The organism is Cryobacterium sp. N22 (assembly GCF_002929555.1).
Taxonomy (GTDB): Bacteria; Actinomycetota; Actinomycetes; order Actinomycetales; family Microbacteriaceae; genus Cryobacterium.
The window spans coordinates 102,097-118,181 of the sequence record NZ_PJJP01000033.1 but is presented as its reverse complement, the minus strand read 5'-3'; the positions used below and the strand labels follow the sequence as shown (position 1 = coordinate 118,181).

At 65.6% G+C, this 16,085-nt stretch carries 13 protein-coding genes; 11 read left to right on the top strand and 2 right to left on the bottom strand.

The genetic code is table 11. The features are described from left to right. Positions 1-52: 52 nt before the first annotated feature. From CXY76_RS19405 to CXY76_RS08795, 7 genes are all read left to right on the top strand, one after another. Entirely contained in the window at positions 53-211 is a 159-nt protein-coding gene (locus CXY76_RS19405; protein ID WP_158253870.1) for a hypothetical protein, read from the top strand. Then, positions 208-918, top strand: coding sequence for an L-ribulose-5-phosphate 4-epimerase (locus CXY76_RS08820; protein ID WP_104163859.1), 711 nt, complete (start codon positions 208-210; stop codon positions 916-918). Before CXY76_RS19405 ends, CXY76_RS08820 begins: the two co-directional genes overlap by 4 nt. Then, positions 918-2,435 carry an L-arabinose isomerase gene (gene araA, locus CXY76_RS08815; protein WP_104163858.1) on the top strand — a complete coding sequence of 506 codons (1,518 nt, stop codon included), beginning with the start codon at positions 918-920 and terminating at the stop codon, positions 2,433-2,435. The genes CXY76_RS08820 and araA overlap by 1 nt, the downstream gene beginning before the upstream one ends. 53 nt (positions 2,436-2,488) lie before the next feature. Then, complete coding sequence (gene chvE, locus CXY76_RS08810; protein ID WP_104163857.1) at positions 2,489-3,616, top strand: multiple monosaccharide ABC transporter substrate-binding protein; 1,128 nt, start codon at positions 2,489-2,491, stop codon at positions 3,614-3,616. 86 nt (positions 3,617-3,702) lie between these two features. Continuing rightward, positions 3,703-5,232, top strand: a complete 1,530-nt coding sequence (mmsA, locus tag CXY76_RS08805; protein ID WP_104163856.1) for a multiple monosaccharide ABC transporter ATP-binding protein — start codon at positions 3,703-3,705, stop codon at positions 5,230-5,232. 33 nt (positions 5,233-5,265) lie between these two features. Further along, positions 5,266-6,507: a multiple monosaccharide ABC transporter permease gene (mmsB, locus tag CXY76_RS08800; protein WP_104163855.1), complete on the top strand. Its 1,242-nt coding sequence runs from the start codon at positions 5,266-5,268 to the stop codon at positions 6,505-6,507. A 511-nt stretch (positions 6,508-7,018) separates the two neighbouring features. Next, positions 7,019-7,933 carry a hypothetical protein gene (locus CXY76_RS08795; RefSeq protein ID WP_146073414.1) on the top strand — a complete coding sequence of 305 codons (915 nt, stop codon included), beginning with the start codon at positions 7,019-7,021 and terminating at the stop codon, positions 7,931-7,933. Positions 7,934-7,988: 55 nt separating this feature from the next. Here the strand turns inward: CXY76_RS08795 and CXY76_RS08790 are convergent, their stop codons facing one another. After that, a complete protein-coding gene (locus CXY76_RS08790; RefSeq protein ID WP_199190244.1) occupies positions 7,989-8,996 on the bottom strand; it encodes a LacI family DNA-binding transcriptional regulator in 1,008 nt (335 codons plus the stop codon). Positions 8,997-9,147: 151 nt separating this feature from the next. Continuing rightward, a complete protein-coding gene (locus tag CXY76_RS08785) occupies positions 9,148-10,683 on the bottom strand; it encodes a sugar ABC transporter ATP-binding protein (protein ID WP_104163926.1) in 1,536 nt (511 codons plus the stop codon). Between the two features lie 338 nt (positions 10,684-11,021). Here CXY76_RS08785 and CXY76_RS08780 point away from each other — a divergent pair, with 338 nt between their 5' ends. The 4 genes from CXY76_RS08780 (at position 11,022) to CXY76_RS08765 (ending at position 15,801) form a co-directional block, all read left to right on the top strand. Further along, entirely contained in the window at positions 11,022-12,020 is a 999-nt protein-coding gene (locus CXY76_RS08780) for an ABC transporter substrate-binding protein (RefSeq protein ID WP_104163852.1), read from the top strand. A gap of 144 nt (positions 12,021-12,164) precedes the next feature. Continuing rightward, a complete protein-coding gene (locus tag CXY76_RS08775; protein ID WP_104163851.1) occupies positions 12,165-13,706 on the top strand; it encodes a sugar ABC transporter ATP-binding protein in 1,542 nt (513 codons plus the stop codon). After that, the gene (locus CXY76_RS08770) at positions 13,703-14,779 is read left to right on the top strand and encodes an ABC transporter permease (protein WP_104163850.1); all 1,077 of its coding nucleotides are present in this window, start codon (positions 13,703-13,705) and stop codon (positions 14,777-14,779) included. Before CXY76_RS08775 ends, CXY76_RS08770 begins: the two co-directional genes overlap by 4 nt. Beyond that, entirely contained in the window at positions 14,776-15,801 is a 1,026-nt protein-coding gene (locus CXY76_RS08765) for a sugar ABC transporter permease (protein WP_104163849.1), read from the top strand. Before CXY76_RS08770 ends, CXY76_RS08765 begins: the two co-directional genes overlap by 4 nt. Positions 15,802-16,085: the final 284 nt, after the last annotated feature.

The window sequence follows — 16,085 nt, the reverse complement described above, 5'->3', positions numbered from 1 at the left end:
AAACCGAACTTGACACAGGATTCCCAGATGCGGCTAACATGAGGTCAACAATGTGACCGTTCACATCTGGAGCATCACCCGCACCACCTCAGACAAGGGAGTCGATTCTGTGAGCATGTCCACCGCGCAGCGCGCCGCACAGGCCGCTCCCGCCTACGTCATCGGAATCGACTACCGGGCCGCTGTCGAGATCGCAGCGGTGCCGGCGTGAGCACCTTCGGCCCGCAGATCGAGGTGGCCATCGCCCGTGTCCGCGCGGACATCGCTCGTCTGCACGGTGAGCTGACCAGCAACGGCCTGGTGGTGTGGACCGGCGGCAACGTGTCGGGTCGGGTGCCCGGCGCTGACCTGTTCGTGATCAAGCCGAGCGGTGTGGATTACGCCGATCTGGCGCCGGAGAACATGATTCTCTGCGATCTGGACGGCGCCGTCGTCCCGGAGACGCCCGGCTCGGACCGGTCGCCGTCCAGTGACACGGCCGCGCACGCCTATGTGTACCGGAACATGCCCGAGGTCGGCGGTGTGGTGCACACGCACTCGACCTATGCCACCGCCTGGGCCGCACGTGGCGAAGAGATCCCCTGCGTGATCACGGCGATGGCGGATGAGTTCGGTGGGCCGATTCCGGTGGGCCGGTTCGCGATCATCGGCGATGACACCATCGGTCAGGGCATCGTCGAGGCTCTGGCCGGGCACCGCTCCCGGGCGGTGCTGATGCAGAACCACGGCCCGTTCACGATCGGTAAGGATGCCCGCGACGCGGTCAAGGCCGCCGTGATGGTCGAAGACGTCGCCCGCACCGTGCACCTGGCCCGCCAGGGCGGCCCCCTCATCCCGATTCCGCAAGAAGCGATCGATTCCCTCTTCAACCGCTACCAGAACGTCTACGGACAAGCACCGCAAGGAGCACTCAAGTAATGCCAGTTCTCTCCAGCTCCCTCGACTCCTACGAAGTCTGGTTCCTCACCGGCAGCCAGAACCTCTACGGCGAAGAGACCCTGCGCCAGGTCGCCGAGCAGTCCCAGACGATCGCCGACGCCCTCAACGCCTCCAGCGATGTTCCGGTGAAGGTCGTCTGGAAGCCGGTGCTCAAGGACGCCGAGTCCATCCGTCGCGCCGCCCTCGACGCGAACAGTGACGACACGGTGATCGGCCTGATCGCCTGGATGCACACGTTCTCGCCGGCGAAGATGTGGATCGGCGGCCTGAACGCGCTGACCAAGCCGCTGCTGCACCTGCACACCCAGGCCAACGTCGAACTGCCCTGGGCCGAGATCGACTTCGACTTCATGAACCTGAACCAGGCCGCCCACGGCGACCGCGAGTTCGGCTACATCCAGACCCGCCTCGGGGTGTCCCGCAAGACCGTCGTCGGCCACGTCTCCAACCCCGTCGTCAGCGCCTCCATCGGCACCTGGACCCGCGCCGCCGCCGGCTGGGCCGCGTCCAACAGCATGAAACTGGCCCGGTTCGGCGACAACATGCGCTACGTCGCCGTCACCGAGGGTGACAAGACCGAAGCCGAACTGCGTTTCGGCGTGCAGGTGAACACCTGGTCGGTCAACGAACTCGCCGACGTCGTGCACGCCGCCACGGATGCCGACATCGACGCGCTCGTGGCCGAATACGAGACCCTCTACGACGTCGCCCCCGAACTGCGCGTGGGTGGCGACCGGCACGAGTCGCTCCGCTACGGCGCCGCGATCGAAATCGGCCTGAAGTCCTTCCTCGAAGCCGGCGGCTTCAGCGCCTTCACCACCAACTTCGAAGACCTCGGCACCCTCAAGCAGCTGCCCGGCCTGGCCGTGCAACGCCTGATGGCCCAGGGCTACGGCTTCGGCGCCGAAGGCGACTGGAAGACCGCGATCCTGGTCCGGGTGGCCAACGTGATGGGCTCCGGCCTGCCCGGCGGCGCCAGCCTGATGGAGGACTACACCTACGACCTCACCCCCGGCGCCGAACTCATCCTCGGCGCCCACATGCTCGAGGTCAGCCCGTCCCTGGCCACCGAGAAGCCGACCCTGGAGATCCACCCGCTGGGCATCGGCGGCAAGGAGGACCCGGTGCGCCTGGTCTTCAACGCCGCCCCCGGCCCCGCCGTCGTCGTCGCGATGAGCGACATGCGCGACAGGTTCCGCCTCACCGCGAACGTCGTCGAGGTCGTCGAACCCACCGAGGCCCTGCCCAAGCTGCCCGTCGGCCGTGCCGTCTGGAAGCCCGCACCGGACTTCGCCACCTCAGCCGCCGCCTGGCTCACCGCCGGCGCCGCCCACCACACCGTCATGTCGACAGCCGTCGGCATCGAGGTGTTCCAGGATTTCGCCGAGATCGCTCACACCGAGCTTCTCGTGATCGATGAGACCACCACCCTGCGGGACTTCTCCCGCGAGGTGCGTTGGAACCAGGCGTACTACCGTCTGGCGCAAGGCTTGTAAATCACACACGCACCACTCACTTGACCCATTTGACATCAAAGTCGATTGAAAATATGAAAGGAACCACAGTGAAGAAGAAAGCTTTTCTCGCGACACTGGCAGCCGGAGCCATGCTCGTTTCCCTGGCAGCCTGCTCCAGCGGAGGAGACTCCGGCGAGGGCGACGGCGGACTCGTCGGCGTCGCAATGCCCACGAAGTCCTCCGAGCGCTGGATCAACGACGGTAACGCCGTCAAGGAACAGCTCGAAGCCGAGGGCTTCACCGTCGACCTGCAGTACGCAGAGGACGACATCCCCATGCAGGTTTCGCAGATCGAGAACATGATCACCAAGGGCGCCAAGGCCCTGATCGTCGCCTCCATCGACGGCACCACCCTCACCAGCGTGCTCCAGGACGCCGCAGACGCCGACATCCCCGTCATCGCCTACGACCGCCTGATCCGCGACACCGAGAACGTCAACTACTACGCCTCGTTCGACAACTTCAAGGTCGGCCAGCAGCAGGCCTGGTCGTTGCTGAACGGCCTCGGCCTGGTCGAGCTGGACGGAACGCCCATCGAGGGTGCCCCGGCCGGCCCGTTCAACGTTGAGCTGTTCGCCGGTTCGCTGGACGACAACAACGCGTTCTTCTTCTACGACGGCGCGATGGATGTCCTCCAGCCGCTGATCGACGCCAAGACCATCGTGGTCAAGAGCGGCCAGACCGATATCGAGCAGGTTGCAACCCTGCGTTGGGACGGCGAAGAGGCACAGAGCCGCATGGAGAACATCCTGACGTCGACGTACTCTGACGGCAGCGTTGTCAACGGCGTGCTCTCCCCGTACGACGGCATCTCGCGAGGCATCATTTCTGCCCTCGAGGGCTCCGGCTACACGGTGGGCCCGGAATGGCCCGCGATTTCCGGCCAGGACGCCGAGCTCGACTCGGTCAAGGCCATCGTCGCCGGCGAGCAGTACGGCACGATCTTCAAGGACACCCGCAAGCTGGCCGAGGTCGCCGTTTCGATGACCCTCGCCCTGCTGAACGGTGACGAGCCGGAGATCAACAACACCGAAGATTACGACAACGGCGTGAAGGTTGTGGACTCCTACCTCCTCGACTCCTCGATCGTGATCAAGGACAACATCACGGAAGAGCTGGTTGACACCGGCTACTGGACCCAGGCCGAGATCGACGGCTAAGAGTCACGTGTTCGTGACCGGCCGGCGGGGCCACCCGCCCCGCCGGCCGGTCACCACAACGTATTAGACCTCAGAAAGGAACGCACGTGACCACCAACATCCTCGAGATGCGCGGTATTACCAAGACCTTCCCCGGCGTCAAGGCGCTGCAGGACGTGACGCTCAACGTCGCTCGCGGCGAAGTTCACGCCATCTGCGGTGAGAACGGCGCGGGCAAGTCCACGCTGATGAAGGTGCTCAGCGGCGTTTACCCGCACGGCACCTACACCGGCGACATCGTCTTCGAAGACGAGGTCGTTGAATTCAAGGACATCAGGGACAGCGAAGCCAAGGGCATCGTCATCATCCACCAGGAACTCGCACTGAGTCCCTACCTCTCCATCGCGGAGAACATCTTCCTCAACAACGAACAGCGCGGCGCCTTGGGCCTGATCGACTGGAACAAGACCAACACCGAAGCCGTCAAGCTGCTCGCCCGCGTGGGCCTGCGGGAGAACCCCACGACCAAGATCATGGACATCGGCGTCGGCAAGCAGCAGCTCGTGGAGATCGCCAAGGCGCTCTCCAAGCGGGTGAAGCTACTCATCCTGGACGAGCCGACGGCCGCCCTCAACGACGAGGACTCGGACCACCTGCTCAACCTGATGCTGCACCTCAAGGGTCAGGGCATCACGTCCATCATCATCAGCCACAAGCTGAACGAGATCAAGAAGGTCTCCGACGCCGTCACGGTCATCCGCGACGGCAAGGCCATCGAGACCATCGACAAGGTCGACGTGACCGAAGACCGCATCATCAAGGACATGGTCGGCCGCGACCTCGAGCACCGCTACCCGGACCACACGCCGAACATCGGCGAGGAAATCCTGCGGGTCGAGGACTGGACCGCGCACCACCCCCAGGACCCGACCAGGGTCATGGTCGACAACGTCAACCTGAACGTGCGCCGTGGCGAGATCGTGGGCATCGCCGGGCTCATGGGCGCCGGTCGCACCGAGTTCGCGATGAGCCTGTTCGGCCGCACCTACGGCAGCCGCATCACCGGCAAGGTGTTCAAGGCCGGCAAGGAGATCAAGACCCGCACGGTCACCGAGGCGATCGACAACGGCATCGCGTACGCCACCGAGGACCGCAAGACCTACGGCCTCAACCTCATCGAGGACATCAAGCGCAACATCTCGATGGCCTCGCTGGGCAAGCTCGTCAAGGGCGGACTGGTCGATGACAACGAAGAGTTCAAGGTTGCCAACGAGTACCGCACGAGCATGAACATCAAGGCGCCGACCGTGCTGGCCAAAACCGGGAAACTCTCCGGCGGCAACCAGCAGAAGGTCGTGCTGTCGAAGTGGATCTACTCGAACCCCGACGTGCTGATTCTGGACGAACCCACCCGCGGCATCGACGTGGGCGCCAAGTACGAGATCTACGCGATCATCAACGCCCTCGCCGCACAGGGCAAGGGCGTCATCGTGATCTCGTCGGAGCTGCCGGAGCTGATCGGCATCTGCGACCGCATCTACACCCTCTCCGAGGGACGCATCACGGGAGAATTCCCGATCGACGATGCCACCCCGGAGACCCTTATCAAGCACATGACCATGGAAAAGGCCCGTTAGCGTCGGCGCTATCGGAATAGGAGAAACGTCAAAATGAGTGATCTCGATACCAAGCCGGCGAGCAACACGCCCGAAGGTGCACAAGTCAATCCCAGCAACTCCAAAGCGGCGGCCTGGTTCAGCCATGTCATCGCCGACCTCGGCAAGAACGGCATCTTCGTCGCACTGATCGTGGTGGTCGTGCTGTTCAGCTTCCTGACCGACGGCATCCTGCTGCGGCCGCAGAACATCTCGAACCTGATCGTGCAGAACGGGTACATCCTCGTTCTCGCGGTCGGCATGGTGATGGTCATCATCGCCGGCCACATCGACCTGTCGGTCGGTTCGGTCGCCGCCTTCGTCGGTGCCGTGTCCGGTGTGTTCGCCGTGACCTGGGGCCTGCCCTGGTGGCTGTCGATCATCCTCTCGCTCCTCGTCGGTGCGCTCGTGGGTGTGTGGCAGGGCTTCTGGATCGCGTTCGTGGGCATTCCCGCCTTCATCGTGACCCTGGCCGGCATGCTCATCTTCCGTGGCCTCGCCCTCGTGGTGCTCGGCAACGCGAACATCGGCTCGTTCCCCGGCGAATACCGCGCACTCGGCAACGGCTTCCTCACGGATGTCTTCGGCGAGTTCGAGCTGGACCCGCTCACCCTGGGTGTCGCCGCACTGGCGATCATCGCCCTGATCGTGCAGCAGGTGCGCACCCGTCGTGGCCGTGCCGCCTACGGCCAGGAGGTCGAGCCGCTGGTCTGGTTCGTCGGCAAGCTCGTGCTGATCACCGTCGGTATCGGCATGTTCGCCTACGCCCTCGCCTCGTACAAGGGCATCCCGGTCACCCTGATCGTGCTGGCCGTGCTCATCCTGGTCTACGGCATCATCATGAACCGCAGCGTCTTCGGTCGTCACATCTACGCGATCGGTGGCAACCTGCACGCCGCTGAGCTGTCGGGCGTCAAGACCCGCAACGTGACGTTCTGGCTGTTCGTGAACATGGGCGTGCTCGCTGCCCTCGCCGGCCTGATCTTCACCGCCCGCCTGAACCTGGCCGGCCCGAAGGCCGGTGACGGCTTCGAGCTCGAGGCCATCTCCGCCGCCTTCATCGGTGGCGCGGCCGTGCAGGGTGGTGTCGGCACCATCGGTGGCGCCATCATCGGTGGTCTGATCATCGGTGTGCTGAACAACGGCATGTCGATCATGGGTATCGGCATCGAGTGGCAGCAGGCCGTGAAGGGCCTCGTGCTCCTCCTGGCCGTCGCCTTCGACGTCTACAACAAGCGCCGCTCCGGCGGCCGCTAGGCACCACGCTCCATCCGGCCGCCGGCCCCGCCTCCTCTTCGGACGCGGGGCCGGCGGTCTTTTGCGCGCCCCGCATTGCGCGGCGGCCCGCCGACATCCGCGCCAGGCCTCGTGGCGCACCTTCCTTCTCGTGGCGCACCTTCCTCCTCGTGGCGCAGGGTATGCGGCGCATTAGCCTGCGCTGCGAGCACAAACCTGCGCCACGAGGGCCGGGGTGGAATGGAATAGATGTTCTGGCGCTCTGTGCACTGCGCCGTCGGGCCGCCCTCCACAGGGTGCGGCGCGATGGATACTGCACCACTTGCGGGGCTAGGACCGAGTGTCGTGCCGCGAAGAAGGAACCTGCAGCATGGTCACAGCCCAGCCCTCATCATCCGATCGATCCTTCGCCCACGAGCCGCCGGCCGCCGGTGGAGCCCTCACCGCCGTCGACCCTGCCCTCCGCCTCGCGAATGTCGTGGGTCTACGGTTTGGCGGGCTGCTCCCGGCTGATGCCCTAGGGGAGGCCGGGGTGTTGCCGCACAGCTTCACAAGGCTGTGCCGCGAGGGCGTGCTGCACAGTATTCGGCGTGGCGTGTACGTCACGGGGGAGCGATGGCGCGCTTCAAACGTCGACGAGCGATACCGTCTCATGGTTCGAGCGACCGCGCTGGTCGCCGGCAATCCCCCCGTGCTGTCGCATCACTCAGCGGCCGTCCTGCGCGGCCTCCCGATCATCGGCCGATGGCCGTCCACCGTGCACATTGTTACACCTGGCGCCAGCGGGGGCAGCAATGCCCGATTCACCACCAGCCACCGCGGGCCGGTACCGGAAGCGGTACACGAGATCGACGGATGCCGGGTCACCACGCTTGCGCGAACCCTGGTGGATGTGGCCGCATCGTCGCCCTTTCTGGTGGGGGTGACAATGGTGGATCACGCGCTGCGTGTTGAGCAGGAACGCGCCGAGCGGGAGCGGCGCGGTGAAGTGCCGGTCCGGCCGCCGCTGACCAGGGAGGACCTCTACCGCGAGCTCGCACGGGTGAACCCGCGAACCGGTCGGCGCCGGGCCGAACGGGTGATCGCCTTCGCGAACCCGCTGGCGGCGAACCCTGGGGAGACGCTGAGCCGGGTGCGCATCTTCCAGCTGGGTTTCGCGGCGCCTGAGCTGCAGGTGTGTTTTCCTGACATCCTTGGCGGCACTGCCTGGGTGGACTTCTTCTGGCGCCGGGTGCGCAAGATCGGCGAATTCGACGGGTTCCTCAAGTACGGCGTGGGACCGGTGCTGGGCGATCGCGACCCGAGTTCGGTGGTGTGGCAGGAGAAGCAGCGCGAGGACGCCTTGCGCGCCCGGGTGAACAGCTTCGACCGCTGGGGGTGGGACCTCGCGCTCTCACCGGCCCGGTTTCACGCTTTCCTCACCGAGCGAGGGGTGCCCCGCGCCTGAGCGTGACGCGCCACGGAGATCCCGTGTGCTCGAGGGGTTCCCGAGGTGAAAGGGCTCAGTCGTCGAGCCGGCGGGTGGAGGAGCGCTCGATGAGGGCGGGAACGGAGGCCGGCAGCGGGGAACCGTCGCCGTTGATGCGTCCGAGCAACACGCTGAGCATGTCCCGTCCGATGTGCTCGAAATCCTGGCGCACGGTGGTGAGCGGGGGCGACAGATGCTCCGCCTCGGGGACATCGTCGAACCCGACGATGCTGACGTCGCGGGGAACCGACCGGCCCCGATCGGACAGGGCGTGCATCAGCCCCACCGCCATCTGGTCGTTCGACACGAAAATGGCCGTGAGCCCCTCGAGGTCGCAGGCCATGCCGAAGCTGTAGCCCGCCGACGGCGACCAGTCGCCGATGCCGATGCGGCGCGCCTGCAGGCCGCGGGAGGCCAGCTCGTCGCGCCAACCGCGCTCCCGTTCCTTGGCGTCGATCGAGTCGCTCGGCCCGGCCAGGTGCGCGATATTGCGGTGGCCGAGCCCCGCCAGGTAGGCCACCGCGGTCCGGGCTCCGCTGTACTGGTTGGCCCCCACCGTGGTGATGCCGGTGCGGGAGGTGGCCTCGAGCGCCACAACGGGGATGGCCAGCTCCATGCCGGCGACAACGTCGACGACGCCTTGGCGGCTCGTGATGACGGCGATGCCTTCGACGTTCTGGCGGAGGAACGCCTCGACGACGGCCCGGATCGCCGACGGCTCGGTGTCGATCAGACTGGCCGTGAAGACCGACCAGGCCGCTTTCCTGGCGGCAGCGTTGAAGTACAGCTGGGTGGACGCCGGTCCGAATTCGGGCGTGCCCGTTGCGATCAACCCGATGGTGCGCGACCGCCGGGTCACGAGAGCCCGCGCGGCGGGGGAGGGCACATACCGCAGCTTCTTGATGGCCTCCTCGACCCGAACCCGGGTGGACGGCCGCACATTGGGCAGGTCGTTCAGCACGCGGGAGACCGTCTGGTGCGATACCCCGGCGAGACGCGCGACGTCGAAGATCGTCGCCTGGCGGGGAGTTTCCTCTCTCACGGCGATACCTCTCCCTGCGGGCGACGGGGCCCCATTTCTCCGCGGTCGATTCTCACGCGGAACATACGGCCAGCCCACGTAATGCAGGGTTGTGTCACCGATTCTAGACGAGTGCCCTGGACGGTGAGTGCCAGGAGCACGGCGGTCCCGGTCACAACCCGGCCCCCCGATGCTCGTCTTCGTCATCGTCGGCGCCGTCGGCGATGACGGTGAGCAACCGTTCGACGGTCAGGTCGTGATTGCGGATGTCGGCGACCTTCTTGCGGTCGCGCAGGATCGCGACCCGGTTGCTGATGCGCAACACCTCTTCGAGCTCGGCCGAGATGAAGACCACGGCGAGACCGTTCTCGGCCAGATCGGTCACCAGATTCTGGATCTCGGCCTTGGCGCCGATATCGATGCCCCTGGTTGGCTCGTCCAGGATCAGCAGTCGGGGGGCGATGGCCAGCCAGCGGGCGAGGAGCAGCTTCTGCTGGTTGCCCCCGGAGAGGTGCCGCACCAGCGCCTCCGGGTTCGGCGGACGGATGTTCAGCGCCTGGATGTAGCTGGCGGCGAGTTCGTCCTGCCGTTTCCGGGAGATCCGACGGAACCAGCCCAGGTCGGCCTGCAGGGCCAGCGCGATGTTGTCGCGCACGGTCAGGTCCCCGATGATGCCCTCGGCACGGCGGTCCTCCGAGGCATAGGCGATGCGGTGTTTCAGCGCATCTCGGGGGCTCCGGAACCTGTGCGCGACCCCGTCGACCGACACGCTGCCGCTGTCCGGCCGGTCGATACCCGCCAGCAGCCGCGCCAGCTCGGTGCGGCCGGAGCCGAGCAGACCGGCCATGCCGACGATCTCGCCCTCGTAGACGGCCAGGTCGATCGGCGCGAGGGCGCCGTCCCGGCCGAGGCCGATGGCGCTGACCAGCGGCCGTTCACCGCCGAGCGCTTCCTCGACCTCCCGTTCACTCGTGCGATTCTGCATCTCGGAGAGCACCGACATCCCGGCGCCGACCATCTTCTGCACGAGGTCGATCCGCAGCAGCTCATCGGTGAGGTACTCGCCGACGAGTTGACCGTCGCGCAGCACGGTGAGCCTGTCGGAGATCTCGTAGACCTGCTCGAGGAAGTGCGAGATGAACAGGATGGCCACCCCGGACTCCTTGAGGTGGGCGATCACCCTGAAAAGCTCCGTCACCTCGTCGGTGTCCAGGCTCGAGGTGGGTTCGTCGAGAATCAACACCTTGGGCTGCACGGCAACGGCCCTGGTGATGGCGATGAGCTGTTGCACGGCCAGTGAATGGTCAGCCAGGGTGGATGCCGGGTCGATCTCGAGGTTCATACCCCGTAGGAGCTCGCCGGCGTGCCGACGTGTCGCCGGCCAGTCGATGCCACCCCACGGACGGCGGGACTCGTGCCCGAGCAGGATGTTCTCGGCAACGCTGAGGTTGGGCAGCAGGTTGATCTCCTGGTACACGGTGCTCACGCCGGACCGCTGCGCGTCGGCCGGGCTGGTGAAGGCCACGCTCACCCCGTCGACCTCGATCCGGCCGCCATCGATGCGATAGACACCGGTCAGCGCCTTGATCAGGGTGCTCTTGCCCGCGCCGTTCTCGCCCAGCAGCGAGTGCACCTCCCCGGGGAACAGCCTGAAGTCCACGGAATCCAGTGCGGTGACGCCCGGGAACGTGACGGTGACGCCGCTCATCACCACGATCGGTTCGGCTTTACTTCCGTGCACGTCGCGAACCTCCTCGTCCCCCTGAATGTTAGGGTTCACAACTCGTTCGGCGCAACAGGCTCCCCGCAGGAACAGATCCCGGCGGAAACCCCTTGACAACACCCTCGCACCGCGGATAGCCTCCGAAACGAGCGATTGTGAAGGCTAACAATTGATCCCGACATCGAAGTCAGAAACTATCAAGCGGCTGGCTAGTAGCGAATTGTTAGCGATCACACATCGTCTCTAGCACCGCAGCCGTTCACTGAACACATTCATACTGCAGGCACGACGCTCGTGCCGGCAGGTCTCAAGGAGGAGATCACATGGCACCCACATCACGGTTCCGCGCGTTCACGGGCCTGGCCCTGGCCGGAACACTGGCTTTCAGTCTCGTCGCCTGCTCGTCGGGGTCGGACGAACCGGCCGCATCCGGTGACGACGGCGGCGAGCTCACCACCGTCGGATTCGTCGCCGTCGGACCCGAGGGCGGCTGGCGCACCGCGAACGAGCAGAACATCCAGGACGCGTTCTCCAAAGAGAACGGGTTCGACCTGAAGTACGCACCGTCCAGCAACGGCGACCAGAACTCGCAGATCACCGCGTTCACCTCGTTCATCGACGAGGGTGTTGACGCGATCCTGCTCTCGGCCACCGAGGCAACGGGCTGGGAGGACGTGCTCGAGCGTGCACAGGAGGCCGAGATCCCGGTGGTGCTGCTTGACCGCGGTATCGAGCCGAACGACGAGAGCCTCTACACGAGCCGGATCGCTCCGGACAACGTGGGCATCAGCGCCTCGGCCGCCGAATGGGCCAACGAGCAGTTCCCGGATGGCGCGAACTACGTCGTCCTCGAAGGCCCGCCCGGACTTTCCGTGGTGAACGACCGCAACAAGGGGTGGGACGAGGCCGTCGCCGACAACCTGACCAAGCTCGAGAGCCAGTCGGCCAACTGGTCGACCGAAGAGGCCAAGAGCGTCTTCGAGACCATGCTCAAGGCCAACGGCAACGACATCCAGCTCGTCTTCGCACAGAACGACGAGATGGGTCTGGGCGCGGCTCTCGCGGTTGAGGAGGCCGGACTCATCCCCGGCACCGACGTGAAGATCATCACCATCGACGGCACTCAGGCCGCCCTCGAGGCCCTCGCGGCCGGCCGCCTCAGCTTCGTGGCCGAGTACAACCCGCTCTTCGGAGACGACGCCATCGAGGTTGTCAACGCGGCGCTGGCCGGCGAGGACGTCGAGTCCAGCATCGTCGTGCCGAGCACGACATTCGATTCGCCCGAGGCGGCCACCGCGGCCCTGCCCGACCGCCAGTACTAACCCGCAGCACCGACCCGCGACATCCGCGGGCAGCGTGTTCGTTCCTGCGGCCGACCGGCCGCAGGAACGAACACCCCCTTCGTGGCAGGTTCGCCACGCAACCCAACTTTCGAGGCCGACACACCGGCAGGACCAGGCAGAGAAATGGCAGCGACAGCGCCGGCAGTGGCGGAGCCGATCGTCGAGATGGAGAACATCTCGATCGAGTTCCCGGGGGTCAAGGCTCTCCAGAACGTGAACTTCCGACTCTTCCCGGGTGAAGTGCATACCCTGATGGGCGAGAACGGGGCGGGTAAATCCACCCTCATCAAGGCGCTCACCGGTGTGTACAAGATCGACTCGGGCACCATCACCGTCGGCGGCGTTCCGCGACGGTTCGCGGGCACCGCGGATGCGCAGAGCGCCGGCATCTCCACCGTCTATCAGGAGGTCAACCTCTGCGACAACCTCACGGTGGGGGAGAACGTGATGCTCGGCCACGAGGTGCGCGGACCCGTCGGCATCAATTGGCGCAAGACCCACGAGGCGGCCCACGAGGCCCTGATCCGGTTGGGCCTGGGCGACCTCGACCCCAAGCAACCGCTCTCCAGCATCTCGCTCGCCCTGCAGCAGCTGGTCGCGATCAGCCGCGCGATGGTCACCGACTCCACGGTTCTGATCCTGGACGAACCGACCTCCAGCCTGGACGCCAACGAGGTTGAGGGCCTGTTCACGGTCATCCGCCGCCTGCGCGACGAGGGCGTCGCCATCCTCTTCGTCTCGCACTTCCTCGATCAGGTGTACGCGATCAGCGACCGGCTCACCGTGCTGCGGAACGGTGTCGTCGTCGGCGAACACCGAACTGCCGCACTGCCGCGCAACCAGCTCATCTCCGAGATGATCGGCAAGGACGTGGACGCCCTCAACTCCCTGGGTTCCCAGCGGTCCCGGGCCGCGCGCTCGGGCGGCACCCCTTATTACAGTGCAAAAGACCTCACCCGCAAGGGTTCCATCGAACCCGTGGACATCGAGGTGCACGCCGGCGAAGTGGTGGGCCTGGCCGGGTTGCTCGGTTCGGGCCGCACCGAGCTCGGCCGGCTCATCTACGGGGCCGACAAACCCGACGCCGGCGTCGTGACCATCGACGGGAAAACCGCCGAGGTCACCAGCCCGGTCGGCGCCCTGGCGCGCAAGATCGCCTTCTCCACCGAGAACCGGCGCGACGAGGGCATCGTCGGCGACCTCACGGTGCGGGAGAACCTGGTGCTGGCCGTGCAGGCCCGCCGCGGTTGGGCCCGGCCGCTGTCCCGGCGGGAACAGGCCGCGATCTGCGACAAGTACCTGGTGGAGCTGAACGTGCGCCCCGCCGACCCGGAGCGGGCCGTGCGGGATCTGTCCGGCGGCAACCAGCAGAAGGTGCTGCTCGGCCGCTGGCTGGCCACCCAGCCGGAGCTCCTGATCCTTGACGAACCGACCCGCGGAATCGATGTCGGGGCCAAGGCGGAGATTCAGGAGACAATTGTGGCGCTCGCCGATGACGGCATGTCGGTGATCTTCATTTCGTCTGAACTGGAGGAAGTCGTGCGCCTCAGCGAGCGCATCATCGTGCTGAAAGACCGTCGGAAGATCGGCGAGATCGTCAACGGACCCGACGTGACTGCCGAAGCCATCGTCGATCTCATCGCTTCAGAAGGGAGCGGCGCATGAGCACCCCCGTCTCACGTCCGTCCGCAGCCATCCGTGTCATCAGCGGGCTGTTCCACCAACCGTATGTCTGGGCGATCGTGGCCCTGCTTTTGTTGCTCGTCGTCAATCTCACCAAGAACCCTGCGTACCTCGGGGTGTCGGTCAACGCCGCCACCGGTAACCTCTCGGGCAACGTCATTGACATCCTGCGCGCGAGCGCGCCGATCATGATGATCGCGGTGGGCATGACCCTGGTCATCGCCACCCGCGGTATCGACCTGTCGGTCGGGTCGGTGATGGCCGTGGCCGGTGCCGTCTCGATGGAGTTCATGCGGAACACCGGCACAGGGTCGTTCGGCACGGCGGCCGTCGCCGTGCTCCTGGCGCTCGGCATCAGCGCGCTGCTCGGTACGTTGAACGGCATCCTCGTCTCGATCGTGGGCCTGCAACCGTTCATCACGACCCTGGTGATGATGCTCGCCGGCCGGGGCCTGGCCAAGGTGATCACATCGGGACAGAACACCTCGGCGACGAACGAACCGTTCCGCTGGATTGCCAACGGCACCATCCTGGGCTTCCCGGTGGTGTTCGTGATCGCCGTGCTGATCGTGGCGGTCCTGGCCGCCCTGGTGCGCCGCACCGCCCTCGGGCTGATGATCGAATCCATCGGCATCAACCCCAAGGCCGCCCGGATGGCCGGGATCCGCCCGGTCGGCATCCTCATCTCCGTCTACATCGTGAGCGCCGTGCTCGCCGGCGTGGCCGGCATCTTCAGCACCGCCAGCGTCATGACGGTGGAGGTGGCGAAAACGGGGATGACCGCCGAAATGGATGCGATCCTCGCCGTGGTCATCGGTGGGACCTCGCTGGCCGGAGGCAAGTTCTCGCTCACCGGCAGCATCATCGGGGCGCTGCTGATCGCGACCCTCGACAAGACCATCGTCTACATGTCCATCCCGTCGTCGGCGACCCCGGCCTTCAAGGCCGTCGTCATCGTGATCATCTGCCTCCTGCAGTCACCCAGGGTGCGTTCGATGTTCAACCGGCGCAGAACCCGCGTCATCACGGCGCGAAAGGAAACGGTGCCGGCATGACCATCACCGAGCTCGATCGGCCGGCCGCACCCTCGCTGCTGTCGCGAATGAAGCCGAACCTGGAAACCCTGCCGACCCTGGCCGCCGTGGCGATCTTCATCGCCATGCTGATCTACGGCGAGATCGCCTACGGGCGGATCGTGGCGTTCAGCACGATCTCGAACCTGCTGATCAACAACGCGTATCTGATCATCCTGGCGGTGGGTCTCACCTTCGTCATCCTCACCGGCGGGATCGACCTGTCGGTGGGAGCCGTGATCGCCATCAGCAGCCTGGTCGGCGTGATGCTGGCCAACGCCGGCTGGAATCCGCTCGTCGTGATTGTGCTGATGATCCTGATCGGCTCGGTCTTCGGTGTCGCCTCCGGGGTGCTGATCCAGTACTTCAACGTGCAACCCTTCATCGCGACCCTCGCGATGATGTTCCTCGCCCGCGGCCTCGCGTCCATCCTCAGCACCACCCCGCAGCGGTTGGCGGATGACTCGGTGATCCGCGCCCTGTCCACGCAGTGGAAGGTCTACGACGGACCCAAGATCGACGACCTCGTGACGACACCCAACGTGCTCATCGCGGCACTCGTGGTCATCGTCGCCTTCTTCATGCTGCACCGCACCCGTTTCGGTCGCACGGTCTACGCGATCGGCGGCTCGGAGCAGTCGGCTTTGCTGATGGGCCTGCCTGTGGTGCGCACAAAGCTGTCGATCTACGTGATCAGCGGCACCCTCGCAGGGCTGGCCGCGGTGGTGTACACCTCGAAGCTCGGCATCGCGCAGAACATCACCGGGGTGGGCTGGGAGCTCGACGCCATCGCCGCCGTCATCATCGGCGGGACGCTACTCACCGGCGGTGCCGGCTTTGTGCTCGGTTCCGTGATCGGCGCCCTGGTGCTCGGACTGATGAATGTGCTCATCACCCGCGACGGCGGCATCCCACCGGAAGCCACCACGATCATCACCGGCGGCATCCTCCTCGCCTTCGTGCTGCTGCAGCGATTCGTCGTCTCGCGTAAACGCAAGTCCTGAGCCCCATAGGGGGGACGGATCGGCCGACCGGGTGATCGACGCGCCCGGCAACGGATTCCACAGGGCAAAATCCTGTGCGCGCCCGACCTGTGGATAACTTCGGGCCCAACCGCGTAATCCTGCGGACTTCGCCAGTGCCGCCCTGTTGACAACCGGTGGAATGTCGGTGGATAAGTACATAATTGTAATTCCCGCATGTAGTGGCTGTTCCCATTGGGGATCACTAGATGTAGTATTGAAGTCCAAGCAATCGCACAACGCTTAGAAAAGAACTTCGCACTTTA

Excerpts from the sequence above, each read along its gene's own strand:
- araA (WP_104163858.1), top strand. The coding sequence starts at position 918 with ATGCCAGTTCTCTCCAGCTCCCTCGACTCCTACGAAGTCTGGTTCCTC.
- chvE (WP_104163857.1), top strand. The coding sequence starts at position 2,489 with ATGAAAGGAACCACAGTGAAGAAGAAAGCTTTTCTCGCGACACTGGCA.
- mmsB (WP_104163855.1), top strand. The coding sequence starts at position 5,266 with ATGAGTGATCTCGATACCAAGCCGGCGAGCAACACGCCCGAAGGTGCA.
- CXY76_RS08785 (WP_104163926.1), bottom strand. The coding sequence starts at position 10,683 with ATGAGCGGCGTCACCGTCACGTTCCCGGGCGTCACCGCACTGGATTCC.
- CXY76_RS08780 (WP_104163852.1), top strand. The coding sequence starts at position 11,022 with ATGGCACCCACATCACGGTTCCGCGCGTTCACGGGCCTGGCCCTGGCC.
- CXY76_RS08775 (WP_104163851.1), top strand. The coding sequence starts at position 12,165 with ATGGCAGCGACAGCGCCGGCAGTGGCGGAGCCGATCGTCGAGATGGAG.
- CXY76_RS08770 (WP_104163850.1), top strand. The coding sequence starts at position 13,703 with ATGAGCACCCCCGTCTCACGTCCGTCCGCAGCCATCCGTGTCATCAGC.
- CXY76_RS08765 (WP_104163849.1), top strand. The coding sequence starts at position 14,776 with ATGACCATCACCGAGCTCGATCGGCCGGCCGCACCCTCGCTGCTGTCG.